This is a genomic window from Methylobacterium sp. J-068 (genome assembly GCF_022829445.1).
Taxonomy (GTDB): domain Bacteria; phylum Pseudomonadota; class Alphaproteobacteria; order Rhizobiales; family Beijerinckiaceae; genus Methylobacterium.
This window is the reverse complement of the sequence record NZ_JAKSXY010000049.1, coordinates 1-15,779: the sequence shown is the minus strand read 5'-3', so window position 1 is coordinate 15,779 and position 15,779 is coordinate 1. Positions and strand designations below refer to the sequence as shown.

The following is a 15,779-nucleotide window of genomic DNA, read 5'->3' as shown; positions in this document are numbered from 1 at the left end:
ATCGGCGCGCCGACGACAACGCGGGGCCCGTCAGTAGACGAAGGGCGAAGCCATCACGACCCGGGGGCCGGCCGGGGCACGCACCGGCGCGAAGGCCCCCTCGACTTCGATCGGCGGGGGCACGGGCTGGAAGCCCGGACCGGCCGCCACACGGATGCGACCGGCCCGATCGGCGCTGCGCATCGCCTTGCGGAACGCCCGTGCATCGGCTTCGCGACGGATGACGTCGACCTTGGCGTCGATCTCCCGCCGCGCCCGCCGGGAGATTCCCCTGGCCTCGCGAAAATCCACTACCGTGAAGCCGCCGGGACGGGAGGGCGTCACCACGCCGGCGCCGGTCGTGGTGGTGACCACGTCGCCGGCCCGCAGCGTCAGGTCCTGGGCGATCGGCAGCGGGACCGCCACATGGCCCTCCGGCTGGCAGGAGCACTGCGCGACGCGCCGGGTCCGGTAGAGATTGGCCACCGCCAGGCTGCGATAGGGCCGGCCATCGAGACCGATGGCCCGGTCGAGTTCGGCCTCGCCGGCACCGAGGGTGAACAGGCGGGTGGGCGTGTTGGGGCAGGCCGCCGCGCAGGCCGCCTCGTGAACCGGCAGGTCGGCCCGCCCGGCGAGGCGCCCGAGCGGAAAGAGATAGCCGTCGCAGGATCTCACGCAGACGGTGCGGGCTCCGAGCGCGACGCCGACGAGACGCGCCGCGGCGCCGCTCGGGGTCTGATCGAGCCGGGGGTCGCCGCGCCCGGTCTTCGCCCGCCGACCGGCTCGGACGAGCGCGACGGAGGAGCGTGGACGCGGCGTCTGGCGGACCGCGCGTGTCGCCGTACGGTCATCGGGCAGCGAAGCGTAATGCGCCGGGCGCCGACGCGCCGGCATCGCCACGGGCTCGGGTGCCGGGCCCCGGAAGATCGTCTCGAAGAAGTCGAACAGGCCGCCACGCTCCGACGCCTGGACGAGGCTCGTCCCGGCGGTCACGCCCCCGAGACCGAGCAGAAGCCCGGCCAGGGCCGTCGCCACCATCTGCTTGCGCGTGCTTGCGGGCGCGAGACGCTGCCAATCCATACCCACGCGGGCTCCCCTCGACGTGCCTCCGGACCAACCGCCCGCATCTGGGCGTCGAGGCATTTCCATTCCCGCAGCTACACATCATCCGTGGCGACCCGCAACGGCGGCAAACAACCGAGGCGGACGCGCGCGGCGGCGATATGGCCGTGCCGTCATCGCCTTGTGAGGACTTGGCCTCCCGAACGACGCCGGTCGCGGATGCATTCGGCTGTGGGTATGCCGTCCGCGTCTGGGCCTTGCGGGGTCGCGCCATCGTGACCGACGCGGAAGCGGCTTCGGCACGGCTCACGGAGGACATGTGTCGGTGGCGGGAGAACGGCCTCGCCCGTGGTCTGCATCGGCCTGACGACGCTCGTCTCAGGCCGAAATGTCCATCGCCGCAGCCATGCCTCCTGTGGTTGGGTTCAAGCACGCATGCATCGTCCGATAGATCAATGTTCTCATGAGACAGTGGTTGCGACAGGGCTCCACGGATCAGCGCACGTCCGAGCCGTCGGATCGAGCGAAACATCTCGGGTCCACAGCGCGAATATCGATCCGTTCCGGCGGCGCCCGACCCGCGCTGCCATAGCCAAGCGCGACGATGACACTTCAACCCCCGCCAAGACTTGGCGTTACAGTTACGGTGTAGCAAGTCCATCTCATAGATCTTGATAACATAAACGTGATGGATTATTTTCTCGGACATAATCCCGGCGTTAGACATTATACAAGCATCATCGAGCATAGTGGCCACGGCGCTGTGATGAGTAGATACAGCACGCCGGAACTCAAGGTTTCGAGCCATGATATTCTTTGGTGGTGCAAATTCAGCAAGACTCGTCGCGCTCGATCGTTCGCAAGCCATCATCGAGTTCAAGATCGATGGGACGATCGTCGACGCGAACGAAAATTTTCTTGCGACGGTCGGGTACTCCCTCTCGGAAATCAAGGGCCGTCATCACAGCCTCTTCGTGGATACGGCGGAGCGGGACAGTCTCGACTACCGCGACTTCTGGGCGGCCCTCGCAAAGGGTGAGTTCCAGCGCGCCGAGTACAAGCGGATCGGCAAAGGTGGTCGCGAGATCTGGTTGCAGGCGACCTACAATCCGATCCTGGGGCGCAACGGACGCACGATCGGGGTGGTCAAATTCGCCACCGACATCACGGCCGAGAAGCGCCGGAATGCCGACAACATGAGCCAGATCGAGGCCATCGGCCGCTCTCAGGGCGTGATCGAGTTCGCCCTCGACGGAACGATCCTGACGGCCAACGCGAATTTCCTGACCCTGGTGGGCCACACACGCGCGGAGGTGGTGGGGCAGCAGCACCGCATGTTCGTGACGGCCGAAGAGCGGGACGGCGCACCCTACCGGGCGTTCTGGGAGGCGCTGGCGCGCGGCACGTTCCAGGCCGGTGAGTTCCGCCGCGCCGGGCGGGACGGCCGGGAGATCTGGCTGCAGGCGAGCTACAACCCCGTCTTCGACCACACCGGCAAGGTGGTCAAGATCGTGAAGTTCGCGAGCGACATCACCGCCGAGAAGCGCCGCAACGCCGAGATGCAGGGGCAGGTGGATGCGATCAGCCGCTCTCAGGGCGTCATCCACTTCGATCTCGACGGGCATGTCCTCGACGCCAACGCGAATTTCCTCGGCGTCCTCGGCTACGGGCTCGAGCAGATCCGTGGGCAGCATCACCGGATGCTGGTGGATCAGGCCTACGCCGCCTCCGCCGATTACCAGGCGTTCTGGTCGGCCCTCCGGCGGGGCGAGTATCAGGCGGGCGTCTTCCAGCGGGTGGGCGCGGGCGGACGGGACATCTGGATCCAGGCCTCCTACAATCCGATCTTCGACGTGAGCGGCAAGCCGTTCAAGATCGTGAAATACGCCACCGACGTGTCGGGGCGGATGCGGTCGCAGATCGAGGTCGGGCGGACCTCGACCACGATGCTGACCAATGTCCAGACCGTCGCCTCGGCCGCGGAGGAGCTGAACGCCTCGATCAGTGAGATCGCCGGCAGCCTCGCGCGCTCGCGCCAGGAAGTGGACGAGATGGACAGCCGGGCCCAGAGGGTCGACCGTTCGACCATGGACCTCGCGAATGCGGCCAACTCCATGAACGGGATCGTCCAGCTCATCCAGGGCGTCGGCGGCCAGATCAACCTTCTGGCGCTCAACGCCACCATCGAGGCGGCACGGGCCGGGGAGGCGGGACGCGGCTTCGCCGTGGTGGCGGGTGAGGTGAAGAACCTCTCGAACCAGGTCACGAGCGCCACCGCACGGATCGCCGAGGACATCAAGGCGATGCAGTCGATCTCGGTGGACGTGGTCGGCTCGCTGAGCGCCATCGGCCAGTCCATCGTCGCGGTCCGTGAGATCGTGACCGGGGTCGCCGCGGCGATCGAGGAGCAGAGCGCGGTGACGGGAGAGATTTCCCTGAGCATGCAGATCGCGGCGAGCGGGGTCGCCGAGATCGACCGGAACATCCAGGCGCTGGCATCCTGACGGATTGGGAACGAAGCGGGAGATCGCGCTTTCCGTCCGAACTTAGCCGCTTGCTCTTGTTATAGCCTCTGCTATAAAGCCTCGGGCCGCGACGCGCGCCCGATTTCTCTATGGCGGAAGCACGCGTGGACATGGCTCGACACGAACAGGGCACGGTCTGCGACGCGGTGACCGAGGCGCCCGGATCGGCGCCCGGATCCTGGCGCTTCGAACGGGCGACGCGGGAACAGCCGAGCCTCGGGCGCATGAATGCCAGCGTGCCGGTGCGGGCGAGCGGCACCTGGCTGCGACGATTCCTGGCCTTCGTCGGCCCCGGCTACATGGTGTCGGTCGGCTACATGGACCCGGGCAACTGGGCGACCGACATCGCGGGCGGAGCGCAGTTCGGCTACACGCTGCTCTCGGTCATCCTGCTCTCGAACCTGATGGCGATCGTGCTCCAGGCCCTCGCCGCACGGCTCGGGATCGCCACGGGTCGCGACCTCGCCCAGGCCTGCCGCGATCATTATCCGCGTCCGGTCAGCCTGCTGCTCTGGATCGCCTGCGAAGCGGCGATCATCGCCTGCGATCTCGCCGAGGTGATCGGGACCGCCATCGCGCTCAAGCTGCTGTTCGGCATCCCGCTGATCCTCGGCGCAACGATCACCGCCCTCGACGTCTTCCTGATCCTGCTGCTGATGCGGCGCGGTTTCCGGGCCCTGGAGGCGTTCGTCATCGCGCTGCTGGCGGTCATCTTCGTCTGCTTCGGCGTGCAGATCGCGCTCGCGGCGCCGCCGATCCAGGCGGTGCTCGGCGGCTTCCTGCCCACGCCCGAGATCGTGACGAACCCGGCCGCGCTCTACATCGCCATCGGCATCATCGGCGCCACGGTGATGCCGCACAATCTCTACCTGCACTCCTCCATCGTGCAGACGCGGGCCTATCCGCGCGACGAGGCGGGACGACGGGACGCCATTCATTTCGCCGTGACGGATTCGACCCTCGCGCTGATGCTGGCCCTGTTCGTCAACGCCGCGATCCTGATCATGGCGGCCTCGGTGTTCCACGCGCAGGGACGGACCGACGTCCAGGAGATCGAGCAGGCCTACGAATTGCTGTCGCCGCTCCTCGGCGCGGGCATCGCCTCGACGCTCTTCGCGGTGGCGCTGCTGGCCTCGGGACTGAACTCCACCGTCACGGCGACGCTGGCCGGTCAGATCGTGATGGAGGGGTTCCTGCGCCTGCGCATTCCCGACTGGGCGCGTCGGCTGCTCACCCGCGCCCTCGCGATCGTCCCGGTAGTGGGGGTCACGGCCCTCTACGGCGAGCAGGGCACTGCGCGGCTCCTCGTGCTGAGCCAAGTGGTGCTCTCGATGCAATTGCCGTTCGCCGTGATCCCGCTGGTCGGGTTCGTGTCGGACAAGGGCAAGATGGGCGCCCACGTCATTCCGAACTGGCTCAAGATCCTGGCCTGGACCATCGCCGCCATCATCGTCGCGCTCAACGTGAAACTGCTGTTCGACACGATCACGGGCGCCTGAGGCCGAAACGCCCCCGTGATTTCGCTCATCTGACGGGAAGCGGCGCCTGACGCGGGGTGAAGGTCCGCGCCGCTTTCGAACACCGGATTCCGCGCGCCTTAGGGGCGGCGCACCGCGCGCACGCGGACGGGAACCGGCTGCGGCACCGGCATCGCGCCTTCGACGACCGCACCGATGAGCGACCGGCCTGCCTCGGCGACGGATTTGATCAGACGTCGCACGATGGAGGCGGCAGTCGATTGTCTCATGACGGGCTCCTGACCGACGGGCTGGGGACGAACGCCGCATACAGAGCCGGGTTCCGGTGGCGCGGGTTCCGGGTGGCGACTGAGAGACAGATGGCGAAGCGAGTGTCTCCTGCTCAGGGGCTGAGGGCAATCCGCCGCAGGAAGGCGGAGACCAAAAAAAACACCGGCCCTGGGGCCGGTGCATAAAACTTGCCAGATATTTTCGGTCACCGCCGCGGCGCGGCGTTTCCGCGAGACCTACGGCTTGCCGCGCTTGGCCATCAGTTGCTCGATGAGCGAGCCGCCCTTCTCGATCGCCGCCAGTTCCTCCGCGACCGCGTCCACCGTCTCGCGGATCTGCTCGGGGGTATGTTCGGAGGTGATGAAGAAGCGCAGGCGCGAGGCCCGCTCCGGTACCGCCGGATGGATGATCGGCTGGACGTTGATGCCGCGCTTGTAGAGGCGGTCCGACAGCGTGACCGACTTGAGGGAATCGCCCACGATGACCGGAATCACCGCGAGCCCGAGGCTCGTGCCGGTGTCGAGCCCATGCTTCTTGGCGCAGGACAGGAACAAGTGTCCGTTCTGGCGCAGGCGTTCCACCCGGTGCGGCTCGGCATGCATGATGTCGAGGGCCGCCTCCGCGGCGGCGGCCAGGGGCGGCGAGATGCCGACGCTGTAGATGAAGCCGCCGGCGGTGCATTTGAGATATTCAATCAGGGGCGCCGGGCCGGCGACGTAGCCGCCGCAGGTGGAGAGCGTCTTCGAGAGCGTGCCCATCCAGATGTCGACGCCGCGCGGGTCGACGTCGCAATGCTCGGCGAGGCCCACGCCCGTCCGTCCGAGAACGCCGAGACCGTGGGCGTCATCCACCATCAGCCAAGCGTCGTAGCGCTGCTTCAGGGCGATCAGGGCCGCGAGGTCCGGCGCATCGCCGTCCATGCTGTAGAGGCCCTCGACCACGATCAGCGCCCGGCGATGTTCGTGGCGCGTGGCGCCGAGAAGCGTCTCCAGGGCATCGAGGTCGTTGTGGGAGAAGGAGCGCCGCTGGGCGCCCGAGAGCTGCGCGCCCGTCACGATGCTGTTGTGGCTCAGCGCATCGTGGAAGATCACGTCGCCGGGCTCGAGCAGAGCGCCGATCGTGGTGACGTTGGTGGCGTGCCCGCTCACCATCACCACGCAGGCCTCGGTCTCGTAATGGTCGGCCAGCGCCTTCTCGAGGGAGAGATGGCCCGGACGCTCGCCCGCCACGATCCGGCTCGCGGAGGCGGAGGTCCCGTACTCCGCGATCGCCCGGGAGGCGGCCGCGTTGACGTCCGGATGCCCGTTCAGGCCGAGGTAATCGTAGGACGAGAAGTTGACGAACGACTTGCCGGCGATGCGCGTGGTGGCGCCCGCCTTGGTCTCGTGGACCCGGAAGAACGGGTTGCCGAGGCCGATCAGGTCGGCGGCCGAACGCTGGAGCCGGAGTTCGCGATAGCCCGGCAGCGACTCGAAGTTCTGCACCGAGAGATCGCCCGAGGGCCGCTGCGCCGGCCGAGCGGGCGCCGGCCGGTTGGCGTTGCGCCCGAGGCGGTTCGTCACGAAGCCCGCCAGGGCCGCGCGTCCGCCGTCTGGTCTCGCGGGATTACTCATGCGGCATATCTCTGGCTGAGATGTCTCACGGCAGGATCTCTTTGATGACGAGGCTGTTTTCTTCGACCAGCGCGTGGAAGGGCTCGAGGGTGCGCACGTCGACCCCCTCGCTGGCATGGCGCTGCGCCAGGCTCATCACCGCCGCCGCCGCCTCGTCGACCGGGGCCGCGATCGACTGGATCAGGGTCTCGGTCAATTCGTTGACGGTGAGGCCCGACGAGATGCCGGAGGGCGGCGCTTCGAGGGCGAAGCGCTCCTGCAGGCTGGCGCCGAGTTCGACGCCCATCAGCGAATCGAGGCCGATCTCGGAGAGGTGGCGCACGCGGCTGATGTCGTCCTTGGGCAGGCGCAGGATCCGGGCGATGTCCTCCACGATGGCGTCGGCCACCGTCTTGCGCACCGCGTCGATGTCCTGCGTCTTCAGCAGGAGGCCGATATTGATGGCCGCCACGGTGCCGGCTTCCATCTGCTGGTCTGAGCCGAGTTCGGCATAGCTCGGGCTCTTCATGGTGGCGAGGCGCTCACGCGCCTTGCCCCAGTGCATGGAGGCGATCGCGATCACCGCGTCGTCGGGATTGTTGCCCTGGCCCTCGAGCGCGTCGGCCATGAGGTCGAGACAGTGGCGGGCGTCCATCGGCGTGACGCCGACGCGGCCCGCGAGGGTTTCCATGACCGCGCGGTTGCGGGCCAGCACGCCGACATCGCCGATGGCGCCCCAGGCGACGGCGAGCGCCGGCAGGCCGGCCTTGCGACGGCGGCGGGCGAGCCCCTCCATGAACCCGTTGGCGGCGACATAGGCACCCTGGCCGGGATTGCCGATGAAGGTCGTGGCCGAGGAGAACATCACGAAGTAGTCGAGCTTGCGGCTCCGCGTCGCCGCGTCGAGATTCTCGGCACCGATCACCTTCGGACGAATGACCGCGTCGAGGGCCGCCGCGTCGATATTCGCGATGAGGCCGTCCTGCAGGACCATCGCGCCGTGGATCACGCCGGCGAGCGTCTGCCCCTTGCGCTCCACCGCGTCGAGCAGCGCATCGACCGCCTTGCGGCTGGTGATGTCGCAGGCCATGGCCGCGACGTTGACGCCACGTCCGCCGAGATCGGCCACCACCTGCTTGGCTTCAGGGCTCGCGGCGCCGTTGCGGCCGACGAGGACGATGTGCTTCGCCCCCCGATCCGCCAGCCAGCGCGCGGCCTCGATGCCGAAGCCGCCGAGACCGCCGGTGACGAGGTGAACGCCCTCAGGCGAGATCGCGAAGGCGGACTTCTCCGCCTGCATCACGCTGCCGGGCTTCGGCGGCGCGATCACGATCTTTCCGACGTGACCCGATTGCTGCATCAGCCGGAAGGCGTCGGAGACCTCGTCCGCCGTGAAGGGCTGGAACGGCAGCGGTTTCAGGCCGCCCTCGTTGAACAGGGCCATGACCTCGCGGAAGAGCCGGGCTCCGTCCTCGCCCTGGTGCTGGAGCACCTGATCGAGGTCGACGCCGAAATACGACAGGTTCCGGCGGAACGGACGCAGGCCGATATGGGTGTTGGCGACGTAGTCGCGCTTGCCCAGTTCGATGAAGCGGCCGAACGGCTTGAGGCAGTTGAGGCTGCGCTCCATCGCTTCGCCGAACAGGCTGTTCAGCACGACGCCGACACCGTCGCCGGTGATGCGGCGCACGTCGTCCACGAAGGCGAGCGAGCGCGAGTCGAGCACGTGCTCGGCGCCGAGCGCCTTGACCAGGGCGCGCTTCTCGCGGGACCCGGCCGTGGCGATGACGCGTGCCCCCTTGAGCTTGGCGATCTGCAGGGCCGCGAGGCCGACGCCGCCGGCGCCGCCATGCACCAGCACCCACTCGCCGCGGCGCAGGCGGGCGCAGCTCACGAGGCCGTAATACGCGGTCAGGAAGGCCACCGGCACGGTGGCGGCGGCCTGCGGATCGAGACCGGGCGGGCTCGGCGCCACCACGAGTTCGGGCACGACGATGTGCGTCGCGAAGCCCGATTGCGCGAAGGCGACGACGCGGTCTCCCGGCTTGAACGCCGCGACGCCCTTGCCCACCGAGAGAACGCGGCCGGCGACCTCGAGACCGAGGCGGGGACCGGCGAACCCGTCCTCCAGGATTTCCTCGGGCAGCATCGAGAGCGCCCAGAGCACGTCGCGGAAGTTGAGGCCGGTGGCCTCGACCGCGATCTCGACCTCGCCACGTCCCGGCGCGCGACGCGTCGCCGGTCCCCAGGTCATCTCGTTGAGGCCGCCGGTGTTGCTGCGCTCCAGGCGCGCGGCCGGAGCCGGCACCGCATCGGCGGCGGGACGGCGCGCGAGCTGACCCGGCGCGAACCGGATCACGCGGGTGCGGTCGGCGTCGAGGATGATCTCGGTCTCGGGCGTGCCCGAGAGGATGAGGTCGCGCAGACGCTCGGCGGCACTCTTGGTCGACAATGCCTCGGCCAGATCGATCCGGCGCACGTCGAGGTTGGCGACCTCGTTGGCGAGGGTCCGGGTGAAGGCCCAGACGCCGGCCTCCACCGAGCCGGTCGGATCGCCCGCATCGCGGGTGGCGCCGGGGCAGACGACCCAGAGCCGGGTCTGGCGGCTGCCGAGATGCTCGACGCAGCGCTTCAGGCTGAGGCAGCGCTCGCGCAGGCGGTCGGCGGCGGACCCGTCGTGGTTGAAGGCACCGGCGAGGAACACCACGGTGTCCGGCGTCTCCCGCTCCAGTTCGAGCAGCGACTGCTCGGAATCCAGGATGATGGAGACGTGGACGCCACCGGCCACCAGGAGCGTCGCCAGCGACGAGGCGGTCTCCGCCGCGAAGGCGTCGTGCGAGCCGATGACGAAGGCGAAGGTCTGGCCGGCGGCGGGCTTGGTCCGCGCGGGCGCCTCGGCGATGAACAGGAGGTCGTCGCCATTGGCCGAGACCGCGCGGTCGACCGCCACCCGCACGAGGCCGGTGTTGCTCAGCGAGCGCTGCCAGCCCGTGATGTCGTCGAGGCGCCCGACCGGCAGGTCGCCGAGGGCGTCGAACCAGTCCGGGGTGAGGCCGAAGACGAGGTCGCGGAACAGCGAGGCGCCGGGCTCGACCGCGAGGAGGAAGCCGCCCGTGGCGAGAGCATCGGAGACCTGGTTCAGCAGCGCGCGCTCGGAGCGATGCAGGACGTTGCTCGCCAGGATGGCATCGAAGCCGCCCTGGGTCAGGTCCGCCGGATCCTCGATCACCGTGACGCCGCGGGGCAGGGCGAGGCGGGCGCGCTCGGCGAGGCGTCGATCCGCCTCGAAGACCGTGAGCTGCGCCTCGACCGCATCGGCGAAGCTCGCCGCCTGCGCCGAGAGCGGGCCGAACCCGACCTGAAGCACGCGAAGCGCCCGATCGCGAGGCAGGGCGGCGCGGCCGGATTCCACGAGCGCCGCGATGACGTTGGCCGAGGCCCGCGCGGTGGCGCTGCGCAGGATGAAGGCGTCGAGGGCGTTCTGCGACAGGGTCGGCGCGACCGTCAGATCGCCCGCCAGCAGGCGGCCGATCACGGCGCCGATATCGGCCGTCAGCACCAGTTCGGCCGAGAGTTCGGGATGATCGGCCGCGATCCAGCGCATGATCTCGTCGGGCGCCGGCAGGGTGACGTCCTTGCGCAGGGTCCAGCGGTCGCCGTCATGCGTGGCGAGCCCGCTGCTCTCCAGGGCGAGGAGCGCATTCAGGAGCCAGGGGCGCATCGATTCCGGAACCCGGTCGTCGATCGCCACGGAGCCCGCGCGCTGAAGGCCCTCCGCGAGGCGGTAGGCCATCGAGGTGGCCCAGCCTTCGAGAAGGAGATGGCCGGGGGCGAGCGGAGCCTCGGCCGGCGCGAAGGCCGCCTTGACCGCCGGTCGGACCGCGTCGGCGATGCGCGCCCCGCGTTCCAGGGGGATCGCCGTCGGCTCGGCGGCGAGTTCGGGGCGCTGCGCGATGGCGTAGGCCGCCAATTCGCTGCCGCTCTTGGTGCGCAGGGCCTGGAACCGGCCCTCGCGCAACGTGGCGATGACGGCTCCCTCGGCATCGACCAGGGTGAAGTCGGCCAGGATGCTGCGCTCGTTGGCGCGCCGGGTCCTGATCATCGCCCGTGCGATGACGGCACCCGGCTTCACGAGGCGGATCTCGCCGAAGCGAACCGGCACGTAAGCCTTGGTGGAGCCCTCGCCCATCAGGCCGGCGAAGAGCAGGATGAGGCCGTGGAAGCAGGAATCCAGGCGCGCGGGCACGAGGCCGAAGCGGGCATCGGCCTCGGCCGGCACCAGCTCGGAAACGATGGTGGTCTCGTCGATCCGGGCGCTGTGCGCCACCTGACGGAAGCTCGGGCCGAAGCCGAGGCCGGACGCGGCGGCGAGGCGGTACAGGGCCGCCCCCTCGACGGCCTGCTCCTCGGGAACGTGGATGTCGACCGGAGCCGGATCGGAGAAGCTGCCGTCGATGATCTTGGCGGCCGCATGGATCTGCCAGGCGGCCTGGGTCAGGCGCGGACGGCTGAGGATCTGGATCGCGTTGCCGGAGCCGGCGATGCGCACCGCGACCTCGCGCAGGGATTCCTCGCCGAACACCATCGGCGACTGGATCTCGAACTCGGCCAGGACCACGCTGTCGCTCTTCATCGCCTCGCGGGCGACGCCGAGCGCCATCTCGATGAAGGCCGCGCCGGGCAGGATCGCCTGTCCGTCGATGCGGTGATCGTCGAGGTCCGGCACCGTCGCGATGTCGACGTGGCCGTGCCATTCCAGGCCGTCGGGGGTCAGGCGCGAACCGTAGAGCGGATGATAGGGGCGGGGGGTGGCGGCACCGACGCCCTCGGTGGTCTCGGCGAGGCGGAACGGCCGGCGCTGCCAGGGATAGAGCGGCAGCGGCACGTCGCCCTCGGGATTGCGGCCGAAGACGGTGTCCTCGTCGACGGCGGCCCCCTGGACCAGGGCGGCCGCGACCGTGCGGGCGATCGGATCGCCGTCGGCCGGCTTGCGGTGCAGCACGCCGATGGTCGCGTTCTCGATGCCGAGCGGCTCGATCGCGTCGCCGATATGCGACAGCAGGGTCGCGCGCGGCCCGACCTCGATGAAGACGCGGGCGCCCCGGCGCGTGGCTTCCTGGATGGCCTCGCAGAAGCGGACCGGCTCGCGGATGTTGCGCCACCAGTAGCCCGCCCCGAACTGCTCGCCGGGCAGCACCGTGCCGGTCACGGTCGAGACCATGGCGGTGGTGGCGGCCCGCGGCTTCAGCCCGGCGAGGTCGCGGAGCAGCGGCTTCTCGGTCGGGTTCATCAGCCGGCCGTGGAACGGGTATTCCAGGTCGAGCTTGCGCCCGCGCCGGCGCTTGCGCGAGAGGGCCCTCATGGCCGCGTCGATATCCTCGACCGGGCCCGCGACCGTAATGGCCTTGGGGCTGTTGTAGGCGGCGATGTCGAGGGTCGGGTAGTCCTGCAGGAACAGCGCGATCTCGTCGGCCGGCGCCAGCAGCACCGCCATGGTCCCGAAGCCGCGCGTCGTCTCCTGGTGCTTGCTGCGGTAGAAGATGACCTTGACGGCCTGGTCGAGGCTGAGGATGCCGGCGGCTTCGGCCGCCGCGATCTCGCCGACGCTGTGGCCGAGGACGTAGCTCGGCTTCAGGCCCCGCGCGCGCAGGGCCGTGGTCGAGGCGCTGGAGATCGCGAAGATCAGCGGCTGCGACACGCGGGTGAGAACGAGGCGCTCGTCCAGGTCCTCGGCGAACAGGGCCTCCTTGAGCGACCAGTCGGAGAGCTTCAGGAACAGACCGTCGATCCGGTCGAAGGCCTCGCGGAAGACGGCGTTCCGATCGTAGGCCTCGCGGCCCATGCCGGCCCACTGGCTGCCGTTGCCGGAATAGACGAAGGCGACCTCGGCCGCGCGATCGACGGCGGTGCCGAGGAGGGCGGCCGGATTGTCCTCCGCCTCGCCGACGGCGCGCAGCACCTGCGGAAGATCGGCGTCGAGTGGCACGGCGAGCCGTGAGGACAGGCGCTCGCGGCGATGCGCGGCGGCCGCCGCGATGCGGGCGACCTGCGCCGGGGCGGCACCGTCCAGGCGCTCGGCGTAGTCGAGGGCGAGTTCGTTCAGCGCGGCGCGGCTCTGAGCGGAGAGCAGCAGCACCTCCGGAGCCCGCGCGCCCTCGGGGGCGTTTGCCGCGACCTTGACCGGCGGCGCGTCGGTGAGGACGACGTGCGCGTTGGTGCCGCCGAAGCCGAAGGAGTTCACGCCGGCGAAGCGCGCCTTGCCGTCGCGGGTCAGCGCCAGGGGCTTGTTCGTGACGGAGAGGTTGAGGTCCCGGAACGGGATGTCGGGGTTCAGCTCGGCCGCGTGGAGCGAGGTCGGGAACAGGTCGTGCTCGAGGGCGAGGCTGGCCTTGAGCAGGCCGGCGAGGCCCGAGACCGGCTCGGTGTGACCGATATTGCTCTTGATCGAGCCGATGGGCAGCGGTGCCTTGCGCGGCCGACCGAGCTTGCCGCCGATGGCGCTGGCCTCGATCGGGTCGCCGACCGGCGTGCCGGTGCCGTGCGCCTCGACGAAGACCACGGAATCGAGGTCGATCTCAGCCTCGCGGTAGACCTGCTCCAGCAGCGCGCCCTGCGCATAGCCGGAGGGCAGGGAGATGCCGGTGGTGCGGCCGTCGGAATTGACGCCGCTCGCCGCGATCACGCCGCGCACGGTGCTGCCGTCGCGCAGGGCCGCCTTGGCGGATTTGAGCACCAGGACGACGCCGCCCTCGGAGCGGACGTAACCGTCGGCGCTCGACGAGAAGGCCTGACACAGGCCGGTCCGCGAGAGCATCTGCGCGTTGGAGAAGCAGATGAAGTTGAAGGGGCTCGCCAGCAGGTTGACACCGGCCACCACGGCCGTGTCGATCCGGCCGCTGGCGATGGCGGCCACAGCGGCATCCAGGGCGACGAGGGAGGACGAGCAGGCCGTGTCGACGGTGAAGCTCGGCCCCTTCAGGTCGTAGATGTAGGAGATGCGGTTCGACAGGATCGAGAGCGTGTTGCCGGTCGCCGCGTAGGCATCGCCCGAGGAGGTGTCGAGCACCCGCAGGTTGCCGTAATCGAGGGAGGAGGCGCCGACGAAGACGCCGATCTGGCTGCCCGCCACGTCGGAGGGCCGCAGGCCCGCATCCTCCAGGGCCTCCCAGGTCAATTCCAGCAGCAGGCGCTGCTGCGGATCCATCTGCTCGGCTTCGCGCGGCGAGATGCCGAACACGCCCGGATCGAACGACCAGATGTCGTCGAGCACGCCGGCGGACCAGGTGTAGCTCTTGCCGCGCTCCTGGGCGCGCGGGTGCCCGAATCGCTCCAGGGACCAGCGGTCATCGGGGATGCGGCCAACGGCGCAACGCGCCTCCGTGAGAAGCTGCCAGAGGCCTTCGACGCTCGAAGCGCCGGGAAGCCGGCAGGCACGGCCGATGATCGCGATGTCTGTACGTTGAGTCACGTTCGATTCGCACACGCTCTTGAACGGGGGACAGGATCGACTGATACCACCGGGGCAATCCGCCCGATCCTTAGTATGGCTCCAGGCTGCTGTCCAACCTGTGAGCGCGAAACGAACAGGCCTGTCATCATAAAGAATGACCCCTGTTGCACGTATCCATCAATTGAAACGGCGGATTTCGAACGATACGCCGCAAAGATCAGCAGTAACCATTCGGATCTTCGCTTCGATCATTCCAACAAACGCCGCATTCGCCGTCTTCCGGCCCAAACTATTGGCGCGAACACGGCCTTGGAAGAACGCTGACGACGACAAGTCAAGGTTCGGACCGCCCATCGGACCTGCGGCATCTCCGGGCCGGCCTCGGGCGGCCGCGTGGCAGACCGATCGTCGTCCAGGGTCCAAACGTGTGGACGGGGATTAAATCCTCGAATGCGGCGACTTTGCGATGCGACGGGTCCTTGCTGCAACGCGGCATCAGATTCTGAAGCGCGCGCCGCTGCGCGGGAAATTGGGGTTGTAGTACGGATCGGCGCGCAGTTGCGCTCCCCAGCGCGCCCGCATGACGGCGACCTCGCCCTCGAAACGCGCGCGCTTTTCCGGGGTATCCTCGGCGCCGCGACTCTTCGACTCGTGGTGGATCAGGCGCGCGTGGGGCGTCCACACGTTTCGATATCCGTGGGCGCGCAGGCGCAGGCAGAGATCGACATCGTTGAAGGCCACGGCGAGGCGCTCCGCGTCGAACCCGCCGCAGGCGGCGAAGGCGTCGGCGCGTACGGCGAGGCAGGCTCCGGTGACGGCCGAGACCTCCTGCGACAGTACCATGCGGGCGAAGTAGCCCGGTTCCGCCTCCCCCAATCCCGGGTGGCTGTGCCCGGCGACGCCGCCGATCCCCAGGATGATCCCGCCGTGCTGCAGCGTCCGGTCCGGGTAGAGCAGCTTGGCACCCACCGCGCCGATCCCGGGATCGAGGGCGATGGACACCATCTCGCGCAGCCAGCCCGGCTCGATCACCTCGATGTCGTTGTTGAGGAACAGGAGGACGGAGCCGCGCGCCGCGGCGGCGCCCCGGTTGGAGAGGTCGGAGAAGTTGAAGGCGCCCGGCACCGGCAGAACGCGGACCCGCGCATCGCCGGCATGGCGCGCGAACAGGGCCCGCGTGTCGGCCTCGATGCTCTCGTTGTCGACGACGATGACCTCGAGGACGGGATAATCCGTGCTCGTCAGCAGGCCTTCGAGAGCCACGCCGAGCAGTTCCGCCCGATCGCGGGTCGGGACGATCACCGAGACCAGCGGCGCCGGTTCCGGCAGTGACCGCACCAGGCGGTTGAAGCCCAGGGGCCCCCGCACGGCGCTGGCCCCCATCGGCGCGGCGATGTCCGCGAGAGCGTTCAGCCGTGCCGCC

At 69.2% G+C, this 15,779-nt stretch carries 7 protein-coding genes; 2 read left to right on the top strand and 5 right to left on the bottom strand.

The window, feature by feature from the left end:
- Nucleotides 1-30 precede the first annotated feature (30 nt).
- Nucleotides 31-1,059, bottom strand: a complete 1,029-nt coding sequence (locus MKK54_RS05135) for a DUF2865 domain-containing protein (RefSeq protein ID WP_244009628.1) — start codon at nucleotides 1,057-1,059, stop codon at nucleotides 31-33.
- A gap of 788 nt (nucleotides 1,060-1,847) precedes the next feature.
- Here MKK54_RS05135 and MKK54_RS05130 point away from each other — a divergent pair.
- Together MKK54_RS05130 and MKK54_RS05125 are read left to right on the top strand one after the other, a co-directional pair.
- Nucleotides 1,848-3,545, top strand: a complete 1,698-nt coding sequence (locus MKK54_RS05130) for a PAS domain S-box protein (protein ID WP_244009627.1) — start codon at nucleotides 1,848-1,850, stop codon at nucleotides 3,543-3,545.
- A 131-nt stretch (nucleotides 3,546-3,676) separates the two neighbouring features.
- The gene (locus MKK54_RS05125) at nucleotides 3,677-5,065 is read left to right on the top strand and encodes an Nramp family divalent metal transporter (protein ID WP_279597184.1); all 1,389 of its coding nucleotides are present in this window, start codon (nucleotides 3,677-3,679) and stop codon (nucleotides 5,063-5,065) included.
- Nucleotides 5,066-5,163: 98 nt separating this feature from the next.
- Here the strand turns inward: MKK54_RS05125 and MKK54_RS05120 are convergent, their stop codons facing one another.
- From MKK54_RS05120 to MKK54_RS05105, 4 genes are all read right to left on the bottom strand, one after another.
- Nucleotides 5,164-5,313, bottom strand: a complete 150-nt coding sequence (locus tag MKK54_RS05120; RefSeq protein WP_244009626.1) for a hypothetical protein — start codon at nucleotides 5,311-5,313, stop codon at nucleotides 5,164-5,166.
- Nucleotides 5,314-5,550: 237 nt separating this feature from the next.
- Entirely contained in the window at nucleotides 5,551-6,927 is a 1,377-nt protein-coding gene (locus MKK54_RS05115; RefSeq protein ID WP_244009625.1) for an aminotransferase class I/II-fold pyridoxal phosphate-dependent enzyme, read from the bottom strand.
- 25 nt (nucleotides 6,928-6,952) lie between these two features.
- Entirely contained in the window at nucleotides 6,953-14,374 is a 7,422-nt protein-coding gene (locus MKK54_RS05110) for a type I polyketide synthase (RefSeq protein WP_244009624.1), read from the bottom strand.
- Between the two features lie 477 nt (nucleotides 14,375-14,851).
- The coding region (locus MKK54_RS05105; protein WP_244009622.1) for a glycosyltransferase family 2 protein at nucleotides 14,852-15,779 on the bottom strand (928 nt) is incomplete at its 5' end.

Excerpts from the sequence above, each read along its gene's own strand:
- MKK54_RS05135 (WP_244009628.1), bottom strand. The coding sequence starts at position 1,059 with ATGGATTGGCAGCGTCTCGCGCCCGCAAGCACGCGCAAGCAGATGGTG.
- MKK54_RS05130 (WP_244009627.1), top strand. The coding sequence starts at position 1,848 with ATGATATTCTTTGGTGGTGCAAATTCAGCAAGACTCGTCGCGCTCGAT.
- MKK54_RS05125 (WP_279597184.1), top strand. The coding sequence starts at position 3,677 with ATGGCTCGACACGAACAGGGCACGGTCTGCGACGCGGTGACCGAGGCG.
- MKK54_RS05120 (WP_244009626.1), bottom strand. The coding sequence starts at position 5,313 with ATGAGACAATCGACTGCCGCCTCCATCGTGCGACGTCTGATCAAATCC.
- MKK54_RS05115 (WP_244009625.1), bottom strand. The coding sequence starts at position 6,927 with ATGAGTAATCCCGCGAGACCAGACGGCGGACGCGCGGCCCTGGCGGGC.